Genomic DNA, 17,921 nt, shown 5'->3' on the forward strand with positions numbered 1-17,921 from the left:
GGTGCCTCGCTCGAGGCACCACCCGCTCTCGGATCACTCAGACGGCCAGGCCGCTTCGATCTCTGTGGTGACATCGGCGACCGGTGCGCCGTTGACCCAGTTCACGATTCCCTTGAAGAACGCGTTACCACCGACGGCGCCCGGCATGAGGTCGGATGCGTCGAAGCGGAACGTGGTGTCGGGGTTCTGGAGGATCGAGATCGCCTGCTCGAGGATCGGCGTCGAAGCGAGCGACGGGTCGAGACCCTTGTTCGCCGACGTCACGCCACCGAGTTCGACGCGCTTGTTCGCCCACTCGGCACTCGAGAGGTAGGTGATGAACTTCTGCGTGGCCTCGTCGTCGGAGAAGGCTCCGACGATCTCGCCGCCGCCCGTCACCGCGTTGCTGCCCGCTTCGATACCCGGCGTCACGAAGGCCCAGACGTCGCCGTCTTCGGCGACCGTTCCGCCCGCGTCCTCGATGAAGCCCGAGAAGAACGAGGCCTGGTGGTGCAGGGCGCAGGTTCCGTCGACGAGCGCCGGAGCGACGTCGCCGAACTCGGTCGAGTTGATCGACTTGACGTCACCGAATCCCGCGTTGACGTACGCGGGGTCGAGCAGGATCGTGCCGACGGCGTCGAACGCCTCGGCGATCCGCGGGTCGGTGAAGGGCACCTCGTTGGTGACCCACTGGTCGTAGACATCCGGTCCCTGCTGGCGGAGGACGAGGTCCTCGACCCAGTCCGTGCCCGGCCAGCCGGTCGCGTCGCCCGAGCCGAAGCCGGCGCACCAGGGCGCCGCACCCGTCTTCTCCTGGATGGTCTGCGTGAGCGTGACGAGCTCATCCCACGTCGTGGGAACCTCGACACCCCACTCGGCGAACTTCGCCGGCTGGTACCAGACGAAGCCCTTGACGCTCGCCATGAGCGGCGCGCCGTAGAGGGTGCCGTCGACGGTGCCGTAGGCGGCCCAGTCCTCCGACCAGCCCTCGGCGACGTTGTCCTGCACGCTCTGGGGTGCGGGCTTCAGGAAGCCGCGCTTGGCGAGGTCGGCCATGATGCCGGGCTGCGGGATGATCGCGACATCGGGCGGGTTGCCGCCCTGGGCACGGATGCCGATCTGCGACTCGAATTCCTTCGATGCCTCGTAGCGCACCTCGATGTCGTTCTCGGCGGCCCAATCGGCCCACGATTCTTCGAGCAGCTCGGCCTCGGTGTCGGCGATCGTGCCGTAGACGGTGACGACATTGTCGCCGGCGGATTCGCCGCCTCCGCCTCGCGTGTCGCCTGCGCAGGCCGTCAGAACCAGTCCCGCGGCGGCGAGTACGGCCAGCGGCAAGGTGATCCGACGATGAACGTCTGAGCGCATTGCTCCTCCTCATTGAGTGTGATGCTGTGTGGGAACTGGGGAACCGGTTCCAGCCGCCACGTTACGGCACGCGCTCAGAGGTGCACAACCGCCGAACATCACGAATCGATCACTACCACTCCCCGCTCATATGAGCAGCCTGTTCATTGCGTGAGAGCGCTCCACCCCACGCGCGGCCCGCGGCAGACCGACGAGCATGAGAACGGTTCCATAAGAGCGGCATCTCGCAGTACACTCGGCACTGCGCAGCCGCTGACGGCGGCTGCCTACCCAACGAAGGGAGGCTGTATGCCGGCAATCGCCGACGTCGCGCGACTCGCGGGCGTCTCGAAGGCCACAGCCTCTCGGGCCCTCAGTGGCCGGGGCTACGTCTCCGACGAGACACGCCTGCGGGTCACGGCCGCGGCCACGAAGATCGGGTACATCGCGTCCCCCAATGCCGCGAGTCTCGTGACCGGGCGCACGCAGTCGATCGGCGTCATCATCCCGTTCGTGAACCGCTGGTTCTTCGGCGAGGTGCTCGAGGGCGTGGAGAGGGCGCTGCTCGATGCGAAGTACGACCTCACGCTCTACAACCTCACCTTCGGCGGCGCCGAGCGCGACCGCATCTTCGAGTTCTTCCTCGCCCGGAAGCGCGTCGACGCGATCATCGCCGTCTCGGTCGAGCTCACGAAGCCCGAATCCGATCGGCTCATCGAGCAGGGCAAGCCCGTCGTCGCGATCGGCGGGTGGATTCCCGGGTCGACGACCCTCACGATCGACGAGGTCGCAGCCGGGCGGCTCGCGACCGAGCACCTCATCCACCTCGGGCACCGCACGATCGCGCACATCGGCGGCGAGGACGCCGCGACCGAACCGCTCAGCGTGCACGGCCAGCGCTGGCGCGGATATCGGTCCGCTCTCGAGCACGCCGGCATCGACGGGTCCACGACGCTCGCGGCGATGTCGATGCCGGGCGGATACACCGCGGCCCTTCAGGTGCTCGGCGACCCGCGCCAGCGACCGACGGCAATCTTCGCAGCGTGCGACGAGATCGCGTTCGGGGTGTTCCTCGCCGCCGAGCGGCTCGGCCTCGAGATCCCCCGCGACCTCTCGGTCATCGGGATCGACGGGCACGAGTACTCCGAGATGTACGGGCTCACGACCGTCGAGCAGTTCCCCGGCGACCAGGGCCGCGCCGCGGTCGCGACGACGATGACGCTCCTCGATCCGCACGACGACACCGTGCCGCCGCCGCACACCACGATGCCCGTACGCCTCGTCGTGCGCTCGAGCACCGCTGCCCCCGCCCGCTGAGCCCCACCCGCGTCATCCCCCGCCCTCCGTCTCGGCGTCACGACACGCCGGATTACGGGACTGTAACCGGCGTGTCGTGACGCCGAGACTTCAGAAGACGGCGGGGGGATGACGGTCAGGTGGCGTCGGCGACCGAGAGGGCCTCGGCCTCGGCCTGGGCGCCCAGGTCGGGGCCGTTGACGCGAGCGAGGGCGCGGCGCCCGATCACGATGATGACGAGCGCGACGAGCACGGCTCCCGCAGCGGCGTAGTAGGGCGCGGACGGCGCGATGAGGTGGGCCAGTTCGGCCGCGGCGGGCGGTGCGATCGCGCCGCCGAGGAAACGCACCGACGAGTACGCACTCGAGGCGACTGAGCGTTGCAGGTCGGTCGCCTCCATGACGCACTCCGTGAGCACGGTGTTGAGCACGCCGAGGACGAGTCCGCCGACGACGATGCAGACGACGAGCGCTGCCGCGTCATCGATGAACAGGCCGGCCGCGAGCAGATCGACCGCGAGGAGCGGCAGGGCGATCTGGAGTACGCGCGTGCGCGGCATCCACCGGGTGAGCAGGGGCGCGACGAACACCGAGGTGATGGCGAGCCCGATGCCCCACCCGAAGAACGTGAAACCGAGGCCGAGCACGTCGAACCCGAGCGGGAACGGCGAGTAGGCGAGCAGCACGAAGAAGCCGATGTTGTAGAAGAGGGCCGCCGCCGCGAGCACGCCGAGTGCGGGCTGGCGGAGGGCACGGATCGGAGCGGAGAGTTTCGTCGGCTCGGGCCGGGGACCGTCGTCTCGCAGCAGCACGACGATCGCGATGAATCCGATCGCCATGAGCGCGGCGGTGCCGAAGAACGGCCCGCGCCACGAGAGGTGTCCGAGCAGCCCGCCGAGGAGCGGCCCGATCGCGATGCCGAGGCCGAGTGCCGCTTCGTAGAGCACGATCGCGGCTCCGCGCCCTCCGCTCGCCGCCCCCACGATCGTCGCGAGAGCGGTGGAGATGAAGAGCGCGTTGCCGAGGCCCCAACCGGCGCGGAAGCCGATGATCGACTCGACGTTGCCCGAGAGGCCGGCCGCCGTCGCGAAGACGACGATGATCGCGAGACCGATGAGCAGCGTGCGCCGCGCACCGATGCGGCTCGAGACCCAACTCGTGACGAGCATCGCGAGACCCGTGACGAGGAGGTAGCTCGTGAAGAGCATCTCGGTCTCGGTCGGCGTCGCCTCGAGGCTCTCGGCGATCGCGGGCAGGATCGGGTCGACGAGTCCGATTCCCATGAACGCGATGACCGACGCGAACGCGACGGCCCACACGGACTTCGGCTGGCGGAAGGCGGCGCGGATCGTTCCGGACGCGCCGCTCATGCGGTCACCTCGGCAGAGCGGACGCGGCTCGCTTCGAGGCGGGCCGAGAGGATGTCGGTCGCGCGGCGCAGCACGGCGGCATCCGTTTCATCGACGTCGGCGAAGGTGGGAAGCAGAGCCCGACCGAGTTGGTCGCGCCACCCGTCGAGGGCGGTCGAGCCTCTCTCGGCGAGGTCGATCTGCCAGGCGCGCGCGTCGGTGACATCGGCGATGCGGCGCACCCACTCGCGCTCGACGAGCGAGCGGACGATCTTCGTCATCGTGGGCTGGCTCACGCGACTGAACTCGGCGAGTTCACCGAGGCGCAGTGGCCCCGCCTCACGCAGCACGCTGAGGGTTCGCCAGACGGCGGGCGACTCGGTGCCGCCGGCCGCGCGTGCGGCGAGTCGCGTGAGGCGGTGGGTTACGGATACGAGGGCACCCAGGGTGTCGGCGAGTTCGCTCGGAGGCACGACGGTGCCCGTTTCATGAAGAAGGGGCATGTGTCAACTATACATAGCTTGGCTATATAAGTGACACGCCGCGACACTATCGACTCACATCTAACACTCAGGGTCGAGTTGACGGCATGATGTGGAACACGACATCGGCATCACCGGGGGTGTCGCCCTACCGACGACAGATGGAGATTCACCATGACCAGCACCACCGCACCTCTCTCGGCCCCGCTCTACGGAGCCTCCTTCGGACAGGCCTTCACGAGGTTCTTCAAGAAGTACGCCACCTTCTCGGGCCGCGCGAGCCGCAGCGAGTTCTGGTGGTGGTTCCTCGCCAACTTCATCATCAGCGGCGTGCTGTACGGCGTCGCCGGCGCCACGGGCGGCGTCACCGTGCTCACGAATGCATCCGGCATCCCCGAGATCGTCTACGGAGCCGGGTTCCTCCCCTACAGCCTGTGGGTGCTCGCGACGATCGTGCCGTGGCTCGCGCTCGCCTGGCGCCGCCTGCACGACACGAACAAGTCGGGCGCGTTCTACTTCCTCGGACTGATCCCCTTCGTCGGCGGCATCATCGTGCTCATCTTCTTCCTTCTGCCCTCCGACCCGGCTGGGGCGCGCTTCGACAAGTAACACGCAGCGCCTCGATGGCGGCCGGTGCCTCGGAGACGATCCGCGCCGCATGCCAGTCGAAGTGAGCATCGAGGTCGCCGCGGAGATCCCGCAGCCACGACGCTGAGCCGTCGTCGCCGCGGGCATCGAGCGCATCAGGCAACCGACAGACGAACCGAGCCGAGGCCACGAGCGAGAAGAATCGCTCGTGGCCTCGCTCTGTCTGCGTGCGCGGGCGCACGGCGTCGTAGCCCGCGAAGAACGCCGCCACGAGCGACGGCGACGTCTCTGCGCCGAGGGCCCCACCGTCGATGTCGCGGAGGGCGTGCGCGATGTCGACCGCGAGAAGATCCGACCCCGAGTCGTCGGCGTCGAAGAACGTCACGCCCGACGCGTCGAAGCGAACGTTGTCGAGTTCGAAGTCGCCGTGCACGGCACCCCGAGGCGCATCGGCGAGAGTGAGCTCGTCGACCGCGGACTGCAGTGCGACGACGGCATCGTGGACGGGATCGTCGAGGATGCCGGCCGATCGGGATACCGGCCGATCGGCGCCCGTCGAGGGCGACAGGTGGACCCGGGCGAGCGCCGCGCCCCACTCGCGCGCACGGGCTTCGTCGAGATCGTCGGCGTCGACCTCCTCGCCGGGCACCTCGTCGACGAGCATGGCGATCATCTCGCCGAGCGACGTCGTCACCGTCGGGGTGAGCGTGCCGTCGATCGACACGAGAGGACGCACGGCGCCGAGGCCGTCATCCGCCCACTCGACGAGCTGGCTCGCGCCCTGCGCGAGGGCGAGCGCCTGCGGAGTGCCCGTCGGCACGAAGCGCAGGTAGCGCCGCGGCTCGGTCTCGGAGCCGGGAACCACGAAGACGTGACTCGCGCTCGATCGCCACCAGCGGGAGCGACCCGGAGCGATGCTCCATGTCACGCCGACCGCATCGGCGACGGGACTCCGCCACTCGGTGTCGACGGTGGCACGCAGTCGGGCTATTTCTGAGAGGGGAAGCATGGGATTCCTTCGTATCGGTTTAAACGCGCGAGAGCGCCGCACCCCGTAGGGTGCGACGCTCTCGGATGATGCGTTCGGGCTCGTCACGGCCGAAGCCGCGACGGGTGCCACGCCGCCTCAGAAGGTCCCCGTGAGGGGCCCGACTACTTGAGGGTGACGGTGGCGCCGGCCTCTTCGAGGGCAGCCTTGGCCTTGTCGGCGGTCTCCTTGTTGGCGCCTTCGATGACAGCCTTGGGGGCGCCATCGACGACAGCCTTGGCCTCGCCGAGGCCGAGCGAGGTGAGCTCGCGGACGACCTTGATGACCTGGATCTTCTTGTCACCAGCAGCCTCGAGGACGACGTCGAAGGAGTCCTTCTCCTCGACCTCTTCAGCAGCGGCGCCACCAGCGGCAGCGGGGCCGGCAACGGCGACCGGAGCAGCGGCGGTGACCTCGAAGGTCTCCTCGAACGCCTTGACGAACTCCGAGAGCTCGATGAGGGTGAGGCCCTTGAACTGCTCGAGCAGTTCTTCAGTGGAAAGCTTTGCCATGATTTTCTCCTTAGTTTTTCTGTCTACTCACCGCTAGAGAGGCTCTCGCCTACGCAGCGGACTCCTGCTTCTCACGCAGCGCGTCGACCGTGCGAACGGCCTTCGACAGCGGTGCGTTGAACAGATATGCGGCTCCGAACAGCGAGGCCTTGAATGCACCGGCGAGCTTCGCCAGGAGCACTTCACGGGACTCGAGGTCGGCGAGCTTGCCTACCTCTTCAGCGGTCAGGGGCTTGCCATCGAAATAGCCGCCCTTGACCACGAGGAGGGGGTTCGCCTTGGCGAAGGTGCGCAGCTCCTTCGCGACGGCGACAGGGTCACCGTGCACGAATGCGATCGCCGAGGGGCCCGCGAGGGCGTCGTCGAAAGCGGTGATCCCGGCCTTGTTGGCCGCGATCTTGGTCAGCGTGTTCTTCACCACGGCGTAGCTCGCGTCTGCACTGATGGACTTGCGGAGCTCCTTGAGCTTCGCAACAGTGAGGCCGCGGTATTCGGTCAGCAGAACGGCAGTCGACGTCTCGAACTTCTCCGAGAGCTCGGCAACCGTGGCTTCCTTGTTCGCCATAGCCACTCCTTATGTCTTCTTGTGCACCACGGTGGCGGTACACAGCCGCCGACATCCGGACATGAAAAAAGCTCCGGCGCAAGCGCTCGGAGCTCGATCTGATTTCTCAGGAAGACTTCTTCACACCTGCGCGGGCCCGTGCTTTCGCACTGCTTCGATCGGTGTTCGCTTTCGCGCACACGGATGACCGGCGGTCTTTGGCTTCGATCAGAGTAGCCGAACCTGTGGATGACGCCAAATCGCGTCGCCTCGCGTGGAAGACTCACGCCATGAGCGACCATGTCTTCATCAGCGGCCCGGCCTCCTGGAACCAGATCGTCTACCTCGACCACCTCCCCGAACCCCGCCCGCACATGCAGTTCGCGACATCGCACGTCGAGACCATCGGCGGCACGTCAGCGGGCAAGGCCCTGAATCTCGCCGCCGCAGCGGTTCCCGTCGTGCTGCACACGATCCTCGGCACGGATGACGCGGGCGAGCGTGTCGGCAGCCGGCTCGAGGCCGTCGGCGTCGAGCTCATCGCCGAGCGCCGCGGCACGACCGAACGCCACCTGAACCTCATGACCCCGGCCGGAGAGCGGGTGTCGCTCTACCTCGACACGGCTGACGCCTCGGGCGAGATCGACCCCCGCGTCGAGGCATCCCTCGCCTCGGCGAGCGCCGCCGTGCTCGACCTCTCCGAACGCTCGCGGGCCCTGCTACCGACGGCGGTCCGCTCGGGGGTCGAGATCTGGACCGACCTCCACGACTACGACGGCGCGAGCGAGTTCCACGCGCCGTTCGCCCAAGCCGCCGCCCGCATCTTCCTGAACGCCGACGGCACCGATGATCACCGCGCGCTCATGCGACGCCTCGTCGCGAACGGCGCCACGACGGTCGTCTGCACGCTCGGCGCCGAGGGCGCCGTCGCACTCGACGCCGACGGATGGCACGAGGTGCGGGCGACTCCCGTCGAGGTCGTCGACACCAATGGCGCGGGTGACGCCTTCTTCGCAGGTTTCCTCGTCGCGACCCTCCGCGGCGCCGCGATCGACGAAGCGCTGTCCGCGGCATCCGTCTCGGCCGCCGGCGCCCTCACAACCCACCACCTGCACCCCTCCCTCGCCTGATGCGCCCTCCCCCACCGACAAGCAGTCTCGGCGTCACGTTTGTGCTCCTCACCGGCATCGAAGAGCACAAACGTGACGCCGAGACGAGGGGAGGAGAGCGCAGGGCGGGAATAGTTGACGAAGAGCAACTAGTTACATATAGTTGATCGTCGTCAACTAATCAGGAGTATCCCCGCCGATGTCACGCTCTACCGCTTCCGCTCCCGGGCTCACCGAGTCCGGCATGACCCACCGCCAGGTGATGCAGGCCCTCTCCGGCCTCCTCCTCGGCATGTTCGTCTCCATGCTCGCGACGACCGTCGTGGGCACCTCACTGCCCCTCATCATCAGCGACCTCAAGGGCGACCAGAGCGCCTTCACGTGGGTCGTCACGGCGACCCTCCTCGCGACGACCGTCTCGACTCCCATCTGGGGCAAGCTCGCCGACCTCATGAACCGCAAGCTCCTGCTGCAGCTCGCGCTCGTGATCTTCGTCGTGAGCTCGGCGATCGCCGGATTCGCGCAGGACCCCGCCTCCCTCATCACGATGCGCGTGTTCCAGGGCATCGGTGCGGGTGGCCTCGGCGCCCTCAGCCAGATCGTCATGGCCGATATCCTCAGCCCGCGCGAGCGCGGCAAGTACGCGGGCCTCTTCGGCGCCGTCATGGCCGTCGCGACCGTCGGCGGCCCGCTGCTCGGCGGCGTCATCACCGACTCGCTCGGATGGCGGTGGAACTTCTTCGTGGGCCTGCCGATCGCCGTCGTCGCACTCGTGCTCCTGCAGCGCACGCTGCACCTTCCCGCGAAGCCCAAGCGCAAGGTCTCGATCGACTACTTCGGCATCGTGCTCATCTCGAGCGGCGTCTCGCTGCTGCTCATCTGGGTGAGCCTCGCGGGCAGCCAGTTTGACTGGAACTCGCTCACGACCTACCTCATGGTCGGCGGCGCCGTCGTGCTGCTCGCCCTCGCGATCGTCGCCGAGATGAAGGCCAAGGAGCCCCTCATTCCCCTCGGTCTGTTCCGCGACCGCACCTTCACCCTCGCGGTCGTCGCGAGCGTCTCGGTCGGTGTCGCGATGTTCGGTACCGCGGTCTTCCTCAGCCAGTACATGCAGCTCGCCCGTGGCGCGACCCCCACCGAGTCGGGCCTCCTCACGATCCCCATGATGGCCGGTCTGCTCATCGCGTCGACCGTCATCGGCAACCTCGTGAGCCGCCGCGGGAAGTGGAAGATGTACGTCGTCATCGGCAGCGTGCTGATGATCGCCGGCTCGTTCCTCCTCAGCCGCCTGCACTACGACACGCCGTTCCTCTACGTCGGGATCTCGATGTTCGTGCTCGGAGCCGGCGTCGGCATGCTCATGCAGAACCTCGTCATCGTCGTGCAGAACAAGGTCGAGCTGAAGAACCTCGGCGTCGCCACGAGCGCCGTGACCTTCTTCCGCAGCCTCGGCGGAACGGTCGGCGTCTCGGTCATGGGCTCGATCCTCGGAACGGTCGTCGCCGAGAACATCACGTCGGGCATCGGCGGGCTTCCCCCCGAGCAGCAGGCCGAGGCCGCCAAGGCGCTCGCCGGCGGTGCGATCCCACAGATCTCCCAGCTTCCCGACTTCCTCCGCGTCGTCGTCGAGTCGGCGTACGGCACGGGTGTCGGCGCGGTCTTCCTCGCCGCCGTCCCCCTCGCGATCGTCACGCTGCTGGCCGTCGTCTTCCTGCCGAACGCCCAACTCGGCACGCTCAACGCCGTCGAGCGCGCGAAGGCCGAGGGCGACACCCCGCGCGAGGAGATCGTCGAAGACGGTGCCGAGAACCTCGTCGAGGTCGCCGAAGGGAGCGTCGGCATCCCCCTGACGGGTTCCGTCCCCACCTTCGGGCGCAACCCGGGCGACGGGCGTTCGTAGAATGTCGACTGTGACGAGCGAGACCCCGACCGAGGCCGAGTACGCGCGAGCGATCGCCTCGGTCGAGGAAGAGCTCGGAACACTCTTCCGTCGGGCCCGCTCGATGTGGAAGGAGTCGGCGGCGGCGATCCACCCCGATCTGCAGCCGATCGGGTACAAGATCCTCGCGTCGCTCGTGAACTCGGGCCCCGCCCACGCCGGCGCCCTCGCCGAGCTCCTCGCGATCGACAAGAGCGTCATGAGCCGCCAGGTGCGCACCCTCGAAGAGCTCGACCTCGCGGAGTCGACACCCGATCCGTCCGACGGCCGAGCCCGCATCCTCAGCCCGACCCCGCTCGCCCGCGAACGCATCGGCGTGGTGCGCGCCACGAACCAGGCGCTCCTGAACCAACGGTTGCACGAGTGGACTCCCGAGGAGCTGCAGCACTTCGCCGAGATGCTCGGCCGGCTCGCCGAGACGCCCATTCCCCGCATCGCTCGCGACTGAGCGCGGCGGCATCGGGCCCGCTCCCCGTCGGAGCGGGCCCGATCCCTGTCGGATGCCTCGTGCAGACTGACGGCATGCTCGAAACGATCGCCGTCGCGAACTACCGATCCCTCCGCTCCCTCGTCATGCCCCTCGACGGGCTCACCGTCATCACGGGCGCGAACGGCGCGGGCAAGTCGAGCCTCTATCGATCGCTCCGCCTGCTCGCGAGCACGGCGGCGGGCGGAATCGTCGCGGGGCTCGCGCGTGAGGGCGGCCTCGGGTCGACGCTCTGGGCCGGCCCCGAGAACGTGAGCCGGGCGATGCGCGCGGGCGACGTTCCCGTGCAGGGCACGCGGCGCTCACGCCCCATCGAGCTGAAGCTCGGCTTCGCGAGCGACGACCTCGGCTATCTCATCGATCTCGGCCTCCCGACGCAGAACGGGCCGCGGAGCCTCTTCGCCCGAGACCCCGAGATCAAGCGCGAGCTCATCTTCGCGGGAGCGGTCGCCCGCCCGGCCACACTCCTCGTCGATCGTGCGAACGCCGCCGTTCGGGTACGCGATGATGCCTGGTCGACCCTGCCCCGACGCATCGCGCCGTTCGAGAGCGTGCTCACCGAGATCGCCGACGACGACGCGGCCCCCGAAGTGCTCTCGGTGCGGCGCCGCGTGCGCGGCTGGCGCTTCTACGACAACTTCCGCACCGACCGCGATGCTCCGGTCCGCTCGCCCCGACTCGGCACCCGCACGGAAGTGCTCGACCACTCGGGCGACGATCTCGCGGCGGCGGTGCAGACGATCATCGAATCGGGTCGCCGCGATCGGCTCGACGCCGAGATCGATCGGGCGTTCCCCGGGTCGACGGTGTCGGTCCGCGAAGACAACGGCTACTTCAGCGTGCACCTCGCTCAGCCCGGCATGCTCCGTGATCTGGCGACGGACGAACTCTCCGACGGCACGCTCCGTTACCTGCTGCTCGTCGCCGCGCTGCTCTCACCGCGGCCGCCGGAACTGCTCGTGCTCAACGAGCCCGAGACGAGCCTGCACCTCGACCTGCTCCCCCGGCTCGGCGAACTGATCGCCGCCGCGGCGGCAGACACCCAGGTGCTCGTCGTGTCGCACGCGGCGACGCTCATCGATGCCCTCACGGCGGCTGGCGGGGTCGAACGTCGACTCGTCAAAGAGCTCGGCGAGACGACGATCGACGGGTTCGGCGTGCTCGACGGGCCGCCGTGGGGTTGGGGTGAGCGATGACCCCGCGGGTCACGCCGCCTCAAGCCTCCGCCACGACCACCAGTAGACGAGTGCCGTGCCGATCGATCCGGCTGAAGCCAGTGCGGCTGCCGCGAGGTAGGCATTCCACTCGATCGTCGGATCGGTGATGTCGAAGGCGAAGGCGCTCCAGCCGAGGACGAGCCCGAGCCCGAGCGTGAGCAGACCGAGTCCGCCGATGAGAACGACATAGACGACGCGCAGTCTCCGCTTCTCGTCGACGATGACGACCCGGCCCGTTCGGACGAGGACGAGCGCAGCGACGCACCCGAGACCGAGCGCGACCATATCGGCACCGAGAGTGTCGGAGAGACGGTGCCACTTCGCCGCTATCGTGTACGCACCGATGCTCGTCGCCCACGTCATCACGACGAGCAATGCGAGTCCGCGGAAGCGGAATGGAACCACGAGTATCACGGCGACGAGCACAGTCATCGCGATCGTCGTGTGTCCGCTCGGGAACGAGTTTCCCGTGTAGTCACCGACGACCTCGACGAGCTCGGGGCGCGGCAGGACGAAGCGCTTGAGGGTCTGCGTGACGATCTGGCCGACGACGATCACACCCACGGCGACGGCAGCGAGGAGCGGCTTCCTGCGCAGCAGACCGATCGCGCCGACGGCCAGTGTCGCCGCAGCGAGGCTCCACACCGTGATCAGGCCGAGTCGCTCCGACGCTTCTCGGAAGGTCTCCGCGGCCTGTTGATCCGCACCGCGCAGCGCGGCATTCTCGAGCTGTTGACCGAGCGGGGTCAGAACTGCTGCGACGTAGATCGCAGCAAGCGCCAGAAGTGCGGCCACCGCGAGCACGATCCATCGCCGACGAGCTCTGCCCAGCAATGCGGTCACGGGCTGGGCGAGGACGTTCGTCATGCCCGAAATGCTACCGGTGCGGCTCGTCCGATCAGGCGGTGGCACCCGGAGCGCTGTATGCCCGCAGCTCGTGGGCGAGCGAGACGCAGAACTCGTTGACAGCCTCGCTCGCGTGCGAACCGATCCACAGCACGTACTCGCTCGACGGGTCGTCTGACGCACGCATCCACTCGTCGAGCCACGCATCGACGGCACGCACGAGCGTCTCGCCGCGTTCGGCTGCCGCACGAACCTTCGACACGCTCGAGCGCTCGTCGCGGCGGAGCCACGTGACGGCCACGCGCGGAGGGGCATCGAGCGGCACGACCTGCAACGGAGCGGCGATCTCGATGATCACGCGACCGTAGGCATCGCGCGGGAGGTCGGACAGCACCTGCCGGATCTCGTCGATGTCACCGATGTCACCGGCGACGAGCACGTAGCGCGAACGCTGGTCGCAGACGGCAGGATCGGAGTTCTGAGAGAAGGGCACGTCTCTACTCTAGGTAAGGCTTACCTAAGCGTCCAGTCCTGAACCTGACAATTTCACGATGAATCTCGTATCGCCCGGTTCGCTCTCGACGCTGACCGTGCCGTGATGGGCGTGAACGACGGCTTCGACGATCGCGAGGCCGAGTCCCGTCGAGCCCGCCGCACGCGAACGCGACGAGTCGCCGCGCGCGAACCGTTCGAAGAGGCTCTCGCGCACGGCGGCGTCGATACCGGGGCCGTCATCGGCGACGACGAGGTGCACGACACCGTCATCCACCGCGAGCGTCGTCGTCACGCGCGTGCCGGCGGGCGTGTGCACGCGGGCGTTCGCGAGCAGGTTGCCGAGCACCTGGCGGAGCCTCGGCGAATCGCCCACGACCTCGACGGGCTCCGGCGGCAGATCGAGGTCCCAGTGGTGATCCTGACCGGCGGCGGCCGCATCGCTCACGGCGTCCACGACGATCGCGGACAGGTCGACGGCCGAGCGATCGAGTTCACGCCCCTCGTCGAGTCGGGCGAGCAGCAACAGGTCGTCGACGAGCTCCGTCATCCGCACCGATTCCGACTCGATGCGGCCGAGGGCGTGTGCGGCGTCGGTCGGAAGGGTCTCGCCGCTGCGACGCGTGAGTTCCGAATAGCCGCGGATCGATGCGAGCGGCGTCCGCAGTTCGTGGCTCGCGTCAGCGACGAACTGGCGCACCTTCCGCTCGCTCGCCTCGCGCGAGGTGAGGGCGGATGACACGTGCCCCAGCATGCGGTTGAAGGCGGCTCCGAGCTGGCCGACCTCGGTCGTCGACTCGGGGACGCGCTGCGAGAGCGCGACCTCACCGCGGTCGAGCGGGAGCTCCGAGACCTCGCGCGCCGTCTGCGTGAGTCGGCGGAGCGGCGCGAGCGACCCGTTGATGAGCCAGGAGCCGACGACGATGGCCGTGACGATACCGAGGAAGCCGACGACGGCGATCGTGATCGCGAGCTGCATGGACGTCGACTCGACGTCGGCGAGCGGGAGCGCGATGACAAGCGCGGCGCCGTTGCTTCCGACATCCGTGCCGTTCGTGAGGATGGGCCGGTACGACGCGCGGTACGAGCCGAGCTCGCCGAGGTCGACCGTCGTCGGCTCGAGGGTGCCGACGACTTCGGCGAGCGCGTTCTGCTGGGCGTCGTCGAGGCGAGTGACCTGTCCCGCTTCGTCGAGGTAGCCCGACGAGACGGTGACTCCGCCGTACACGAGTGCGCCGATCGTTCCCGGCGCTTGGCCGGGCACCCGCAGCAGCGGGCCGGCGTCGCTCCCCGGGTCGCCCGGGGCGGTGAAGATGTCGGCTCCACGACCGCGATCGACGGCCGAGCGCAACTGCTCGTCGACGCGATCGACGAGCGAGGCATGCAGGATCGCGACGCTCAGTACGCCGACGGCGAGGCTCACCGCGGCGAGCAAGAGGAGCAGGATCGCGAGGAGGCGCTTGCGGAGCGTCCACGGCTGACGCGCCACCCGCGGCTTCATCGTCTCCCCCGCGCCGGCCGCCGCACGGGCACGCGCCGCGTAGCCGGGGTCGCCGGGCGCCGTCATCCTTCCGCCGTCTTGAGCAGGTAGCCCGCCCCGCGCACCGTGTGGATCATCGGTTCGCGGCCGGCGTCGACCTTCTTCCGCAGGTACGAGATGTAGAGCTCGACGACGCTGTCACGGCCGCCGAAGTCGTAGCTCCACACGCGGTCGAGGATCTGGGCCTTCGAGAGCACGCGGCGGGGGTTCCGCATGAGGTAGCGGAGCAGTTCGAACTCGGTCGCCGTGAGCGGGATGAGCTCTCCGTCGCGGTGCACCTCGTGACTGTCCTCGTTGAGCGTGAGGTCGCCGACGGCGATGACGGGCTCGCGGGCGGCCGTGAGGGTCGAGCGCCGGATGAGACCGCGGAGTCTCGCGACGACCTCCTCGAGGCTGAAGGGCTTCGTGACGTAGTCGTCTCCGCCCGCGGTGAGCCCCGCGATGCGGTCGTCGAGCGAGTCCTTCGCGGTGAGGAAGAGCACGGGCGTCTCGGCACCGTCGGCGCGTACACGCTGCAGCACTTCGAGTCCGCCGAGGTCGGGCAGCATGATGTCGAGCACGATGGCGTCGGGGCGGAACTCCCGCGCGATGCGGATGGCGCTCTGGCCGTCGTCGGCCGTACGCACCTCCCAGCCCTCGTAGCGGAGGGCCATCTTGAGGAGGTCGGTCAGCGAGGCCTCGTCATCGACGACGAGAACGCGGACGGCAGTGCCGTCGGCCTTGGCGATGGTACGGATATCGGTGCTCACGCGATCAGTATCACCCCGAGGCCTATGCGCTTCCTATGCATTCCCTCAACTCTTTCTGTGGTTCATCGCAGCAGCGGGGCATAGGCGATCGATAGCGGCTCGCGAGTGCGGGCATAGCGACGATGCCTAGCGTCTGGCGTACATCGACCCCCAGGAGCATCCATGTTCTTCACCTACCTCCGTCGCGAGCTGTCGGGCCGGCGACGGCAGACCACGATCATCGCGATCGGACTCGCCCTCGCCATCGCGCTCGTCATGATCGTCAATTCCATCGCCGCGGGTGTGCGCGACGCGCAGGCCTCGGTGCTCGAGTCGCTCTACGGCGTCGGCACCGACATCACCGTCGCGGCCACGCCGACCCCGCCGACCGAGGGCGAGGCACCCGGCGGCGGGCGCTTCGAGTTCGAGGCGGGCGAGGGTGAGACGACCGACGGAACGACGGCGATCAGTCAGTCGCGGCTCACGGCCGGCTTCGGCCAGTCGACGTTCGACGCGAGCGCCCTCGACAGCATCCTCGCGCTCGACGGCGTCTCCGACGCCTCCGCGACCCTCGAGCTGACCAACATGACCTTCAGCGGCGAGCTTCCCCAACGCAGTGCCGATACGGGCACGGATGCCGGTGCCACCGATGAGAGGGGTGCTCCCCCGGTGGGCGGCGGCCCCGACGGAGCCGGGGGCAGCGCCTTCGACGTCGACTCGTTCTCGGTGCTCGGGCTCGACCCCGCGTCATCCGCTCTCGGCCCGCTCTCGTCGGCGACCATCAGCGACGGCCGCGCCCTCGACGCCTCGGATGCGGGTGAGCGCGTCGCTCTCGTCGACTCCACGTATGCGACGGCCTCGGAGCTCGCGGTCGGCGACACGATCGACGTCGGCGGCGAGACCATCACGATCGTCGGTGTCGTCACCTCGAACGCGGCGGATGCGGCGAGCGCGGCCGACGTCTACCTCCCCCTCGACGTCGCTCAGGACATCTCGGGCGAGGCCGGCATGATCAGCTCGATCTCGGTGCAGGCGACGTCGTCGACCGAGATCGACACTGTGCGCGCCGAGATCGAGGCGGCTCTGCCCGACACGACCGTGAGCACACAGGACGAGCTCGCCTCGAGCGTCTCGGGCTCGCTCGGCACGGCCTCGTCGCTCGTCTCGACGCTCGGGCTGTGGCTCTCGATCGCGGTACTCGCCGCCGCGTTCCTCATCGCGATCCTCTTCACGGTGCAGGGCGTCACGAGGCGCACGCGCGAATTCGGCACGCTCGAGGCGATCGGCTGGTCCGACCGCCGCATCGTCGGCCAGGTGACGGGCGAGTCGCTCGTGCAGGGCCTCATCGGCGGAGCCGCGGGTCTCGTCGTCGGCCTCGTCGGCATCGGTGTCATCAACCTCGTGCAGCCCGTGCTCGGCGGCACGTCGGCCGCGACCACCGCCCTCGGAGCCGGGCCTGGTGGCGCGGGCGGCCCGGGTGGCGGCATGACGATGGGCGGCCCGGGTGCTGCGGCGACGCAAGCGAGTGTCGACGTCGTACTGAGCGCCCCCGTCACGGTCGGCGTCATCGCCGTCGCGATCGGTCTCGCCGTCCTCGGCGGTCTCGTCGCGGGCGCCGTCGGCGGGTGGCGCGCCGCGCGCCTGCAACCCGCGGAAGCGCTGCGCTCGAACGCCTGACCCCCACCCCCACTGCGATCGGAGAGATCATGTACACCCTCGAGAAGACCACCAAGACGTACCGCAAGCAGAACCGCACCGTGACGGCGCTGAAGAGTGTCGACCTCCACATCGGCTCGGGAGAGTTCGTCGCGATCCAAGGGCCGACGGGAGGCGGCAAATCGACCTTCCTGCAGATGCTCGGAGCCCTCGACCGGCCGACGTCGGGCCGCATCACTCTCGGAGACTCCGAGATCTCGCATGCGAAGTCGGGTCGACTGACCGAGATCCGTGCCCGGGAGATCGGCTTCGTGTTCCAGAGCTTCAACCTCATACCGACCCTCTCCGCGCAGGAGAACGTCGAGGCGGCGCTCGAACCCCTCGGCGTCTCGGCCGACGCCCGTCGGCAGCGAGCGGCCGGGGCCCTCGCGTCGGTCGGACTCGCCGATCGCGGCGGTCACATGCCGAGCGAGCTCTCGGGCGGGCAGCAGCAGCGCGTCGCGATCGCGCGCGCGCTCGTGAAGGACCCCGACGTGCTCCTCGCCGACGAGCCCACGGGCAACCTCGACGAGGAGACGCGCGACGACATCATGGAACTGCTCGAGGGCATGTGGCGCGACCGGGGTCTGACGCTCGTCATCGTGACGCACGACTCCGCGGTCGCGCGTCGCGCGGGTCGGCGCCTGCACCTCAAGAACGGCACGGTCACCGAGCGCAGCTGACGCCCCCTTCCCGTTCCTCCCGTTCGCAATTCAGGTCAGCACACGGTGTGTCGCATCTGCCC

18 protein-coding genes are annotated in these 17,921 nt (G+C 68.7%); 8 read left to right on the plus strand and 10 right to left on the minus strand.

The genetic code is table 11. The features are described 5' to 3' along the window. Window positions 1-33: 33 nt before the first annotated feature. On the minus strand, window positions 34-1,347 hold the full coding sequence (locus tag BJ972_RS08600) for an ABC transporter substrate-binding protein (protein WP_129173844.1): 1,314 nt from the start codon (window positions 1,345-1,347) through the stop codon (window positions 34-36). Between the two features lie 288 nt (window positions 1,348-1,635). Here BJ972_RS08600 and BJ972_RS08605 point away from each other — a divergent pair, with 288 nt between their 5' ends. After that, the gene (locus BJ972_RS08605; RefSeq protein ID WP_129173842.1) at window positions 1,636-2,643 is read left to right on the plus strand and encodes a LacI family DNA-binding transcriptional regulator; all 1,008 of its coding nucleotides are present in this window, start codon (window positions 1,636-1,638) and stop codon (window positions 2,641-2,643) included. A gap of 115 nt (window positions 2,644-2,758) precedes the next feature. Here the strand turns inward: BJ972_RS08605 and BJ972_RS08610 are convergent, their stop codons facing one another. Together BJ972_RS08610 and BJ972_RS08615 are read right to left on the minus strand one after the other, a co-directional pair. After that, window positions 2,759-3,991, minus strand: a complete 1,233-nt coding sequence (locus BJ972_RS08610; protein WP_129173840.1) for an MFS transporter — start codon at window positions 3,989-3,991, stop codon at window positions 2,759-2,761. Continuing rightward, window positions 3,988-4,473, minus strand: coding sequence for a MarR family winged helix-turn-helix transcriptional regulator (locus BJ972_RS08615; protein WP_179419937.1), 486 nt, complete (start codon window positions 4,471-4,473; stop codon window positions 3,988-3,990). The genes BJ972_RS08610 and BJ972_RS08615 overlap by 4 nt, the downstream gene beginning before the upstream one ends. Before the next feature lie 153 nt (window positions 4,474-4,626). Between BJ972_RS08615 and BJ972_RS08620 the strand changes: the two genes are divergently transcribed. After that, the gene (locus BJ972_RS08620; RefSeq protein WP_129173838.1) at window positions 4,627-5,061 is read left to right on the plus strand and encodes a DUF805 domain-containing protein; all 435 of its coding nucleotides are present in this window, start codon (window positions 4,627-4,629) and stop codon (window positions 5,059-5,061) included. Here BJ972_RS08620 and BJ972_RS08625 read toward each other — a convergent pair. The 3 genes from BJ972_RS08625 to rplJ all read right to left on the minus strand — a co-directional run bounded on the left by BJ972_RS08625 (window position 5,009) and on the right by rplJ (window position 7,144). Beyond that, window positions 5,009-6,049, minus strand: coding sequence for a phosphotransferase enzyme family protein (locus BJ972_RS08625; protein WP_129173836.1), 1,041 nt, complete (start codon window positions 6,047-6,049; stop codon window positions 5,009-5,011). The two genes, BJ972_RS08620 and BJ972_RS08625, sit on opposite strands and share 53 nt — an antisense overlap. A gap of 143 nt (window positions 6,050-6,192) precedes the next feature. Next, window positions 6,193-6,579 carry a 50S ribosomal protein L7/L12 gene (gene rplL, locus BJ972_RS08630; RefSeq protein WP_129173834.1) on the minus strand — a complete coding sequence of 129 codons (387 nt, stop codon included), beginning with the start codon at window positions 6,577-6,579 and terminating at the stop codon, window positions 6,193-6,195. 49 nt (window positions 6,580-6,628) lie between these two features. Beyond that, on the minus strand, window positions 6,629-7,144 hold the full coding sequence (rplJ, locus tag BJ972_RS08635) for a 50S ribosomal protein L10 (protein WP_129173832.1): 516 nt from the start codon (window positions 7,142-7,144) through the stop codon (window positions 6,629-6,631). A 269-nt stretch (window positions 7,145-7,413) separates the two neighbouring features. Here rplJ and BJ972_RS08640 point away from each other — a divergent pair, with 269 nt between their 5' ends. The 4 genes from BJ972_RS08640 (at window position 7,414) to BJ972_RS08655 (ending at window position 11,854) form a co-directional block, all read left to right on the plus strand. After that, the gene (locus tag BJ972_RS08640) at window positions 7,414-8,253 is read left to right on the plus strand and encodes a carbohydrate kinase family protein (protein ID WP_129173830.1); all 840 of its coding nucleotides are present in this window, start codon (window positions 7,414-7,416) and stop codon (window positions 8,251-8,253) included. A gap of 178 nt (window positions 8,254-8,431) precedes the next feature. Continuing rightward, window positions 8,432-10,132 carry a DHA2 family efflux MFS transporter permease subunit gene (locus BJ972_RS08645; RefSeq protein ID WP_241830760.1) on the plus strand — a complete coding sequence of 567 codons (1,701 nt, stop codon included), beginning with the start codon at window positions 8,432-8,434 and terminating at the stop codon, window positions 10,130-10,132. Window positions 10,133-10,142: 10 nt separating this feature from the next. Next, window positions 10,143-10,619 (plus strand): MarR family winged helix-turn-helix transcriptional regulator, encoded by a 477-nt coding sequence (locus BJ972_RS08650; protein WP_164989901.1) that lies wholly within the window; start codon window positions 10,143-10,145, stop codon window positions 10,617-10,619. A 74-nt stretch (window positions 10,620-10,693) separates the two neighbouring features. Beyond that, window positions 10,694-11,854, plus strand: a complete 1,161-nt coding sequence (locus BJ972_RS08655) for an AAA family ATPase (protein WP_129173826.1) — start codon at window positions 10,694-10,696, stop codon at window positions 11,852-11,854. A gap of 9 nt (window positions 11,855-11,863) precedes the next feature. On the opposite strand, the gene BJ972_RS08660 is transcribed toward BJ972_RS08655, so the two are convergent. From BJ972_RS08660 to BJ972_RS08675, 4 genes are read right to left on the minus strand one after another with little or no spacing between them, the layout of a single operon-like run. Further along, window positions 11,864-12,742 (minus strand): phosphatase PAP2 family protein, encoded by an 879-nt coding sequence (locus tag BJ972_RS08660; protein ID WP_129173824.1) that lies wholly within the window; start codon window positions 12,740-12,742, stop codon window positions 11,864-11,866. A gap of 31 nt (window positions 12,743-12,773) precedes the next feature. Next, a complete protein-coding gene (locus BJ972_RS08665; protein ID WP_129173822.1) occupies window positions 12,774-13,214 on the minus strand; it encodes an SIP domain-containing protein in 441 nt (146 codons plus the stop codon). Between the two features lie 24 nt (window positions 13,215-13,238). After that, window positions 13,239-14,780 (minus strand): sensor histidine kinase, encoded by a 1,542-nt coding sequence (locus BJ972_RS08670; protein ID WP_241830759.1) that lies wholly within the window; start codon window positions 14,778-14,780, stop codon window positions 13,239-13,241. Continuing rightward, window positions 14,777-15,502: a response regulator transcription factor gene (locus tag BJ972_RS08675; RefSeq protein WP_129173820.1), complete on the minus strand. Its 726-nt coding sequence runs from the start codon at window positions 15,500-15,502 to the stop codon at window positions 14,777-14,779. The genes BJ972_RS08670 and BJ972_RS08675 overlap by 4 nt, the downstream gene beginning before the upstream one ends. A gap of 162 nt (window positions 15,503-15,664) precedes the next feature. On the opposite strand from BJ972_RS08675, the gene BJ972_RS08680 reads away from it, so the two are divergent. Then, window positions 15,665-17,158, plus strand: a complete 1,494-nt coding sequence (locus BJ972_RS08680; RefSeq protein WP_129173818.1) for an ABC transporter permease — start codon at window positions 15,665-15,667, stop codon at window positions 17,156-17,158. Window positions 17,159-17,187: 29 nt separating this feature from the next. Next, window positions 17,188-17,859 (plus strand): ABC transporter ATP-binding protein, encoded by a 672-nt coding sequence (locus BJ972_RS08685; protein ID WP_129173816.1) that lies wholly within the window; start codon window positions 17,188-17,190, stop codon window positions 17,857-17,859. The last annotated feature ends 62 nt before the right edge of the window (window positions 17,860-17,921 follow it).

This window comes from Agromyces atrinae, assembly GCF_013407835.1.
Taxonomy (GTDB): Bacteria; Actinomycetota; Actinomycetes; order Actinomycetales; family Microbacteriaceae; genus Agromyces; species Agromyces atrinae.

Coding starts and splice junctions, on each gene's coding strand:
- BJ972_RS08600 (WP_129173844.1), bottom strand. CDS start 1,347: ATGCGCTCAGACGTTCATCGTCGGATCACCTTGCCGCTGGCCGTACTC.
- BJ972_RS08605 (WP_129173842.1), top strand. CDS start 1,636: ATGCCGGCAATCGCCGACGTCGCGCGACTCGCGGGCGTCTCGAAGGCC.
- BJ972_RS08610 (WP_129173840.1), bottom strand. CDS start 3,991: ATGAGCGGCGCGTCCGGAACGATCCGCGCCGCCTTCCGCCAGCCGAAG.
- BJ972_RS08615 (WP_179419937.1), bottom strand. CDS start 4,473: ATGCCCCTTCTTCATGAAACGGGCACCGTCGTGCCTCCGAGCGAACTC.
- BJ972_RS08620 (WP_129173838.1), top strand. CDS start 4,627: ATGACCAGCACCACCGCACCTCTCTCGGCCCCGCTCTACGGAGCCTCC.
- BJ972_RS08625 (WP_129173836.1), bottom strand. CDS start 6,049: ATGCTTCCCCTCTCAGAAATAGCCCGACTGCGTGCCACCGTCGACACC.
- rplL (WP_129173834.1), bottom strand. CDS start 6,579: ATGGCAAAGCTTTCCACTGAAGAACTGCTCGAGCAGTTCAAGGGCCTC.
- rplJ (WP_129173832.1), bottom strand. CDS start 7,144: ATGGCGAACAAGGAAGCCACGGTTGCCGAGCTCTCGGAGAAGTTCGAG.
- BJ972_RS08640 (WP_129173830.1), top strand. CDS start 7,414: ATGAGCGACCATGTCTTCATCAGCGGCCCGGCCTCCTGGAACCAGATC.
- BJ972_RS08645 (WP_241830760.1), top strand. CDS start 8,432: ATGTCACGCTCTACCGCTTCCGCTCCCGGGCTCACCGAGTCCGGCATG.
- BJ972_RS08655 (WP_129173826.1), top strand. CDS start 10,694: ATGCTCGAAACGATCGCCGTCGCGAACTACCGATCCCTCCGCTCCCTC.
- BJ972_RS08660 (WP_129173824.1), bottom strand. CDS start 12,742: ATGACGAACGTCCTCGCCCAGCCCGTGACCGCATTGCTGGGCAGAGCT.
- BJ972_RS08670 (WP_241830759.1), bottom strand. CDS start 14,780: ATGACGGCGCCCGGCGACCCCGGCTACGCGGCGCGTGCCCGTGCGGCG.
- BJ972_RS08680 (WP_129173818.1), top strand. CDS start 15,665: ATGTTCTTCACCTACCTCCGTCGCGAGCTGTCGGGCCGGCGACGGCAG.
- BJ972_RS08685 (WP_129173816.1), top strand. CDS start 17,188: ATGTACACCCTCGAGAAGACCACCAAGACGTACCGCAAGCAGAACCGC.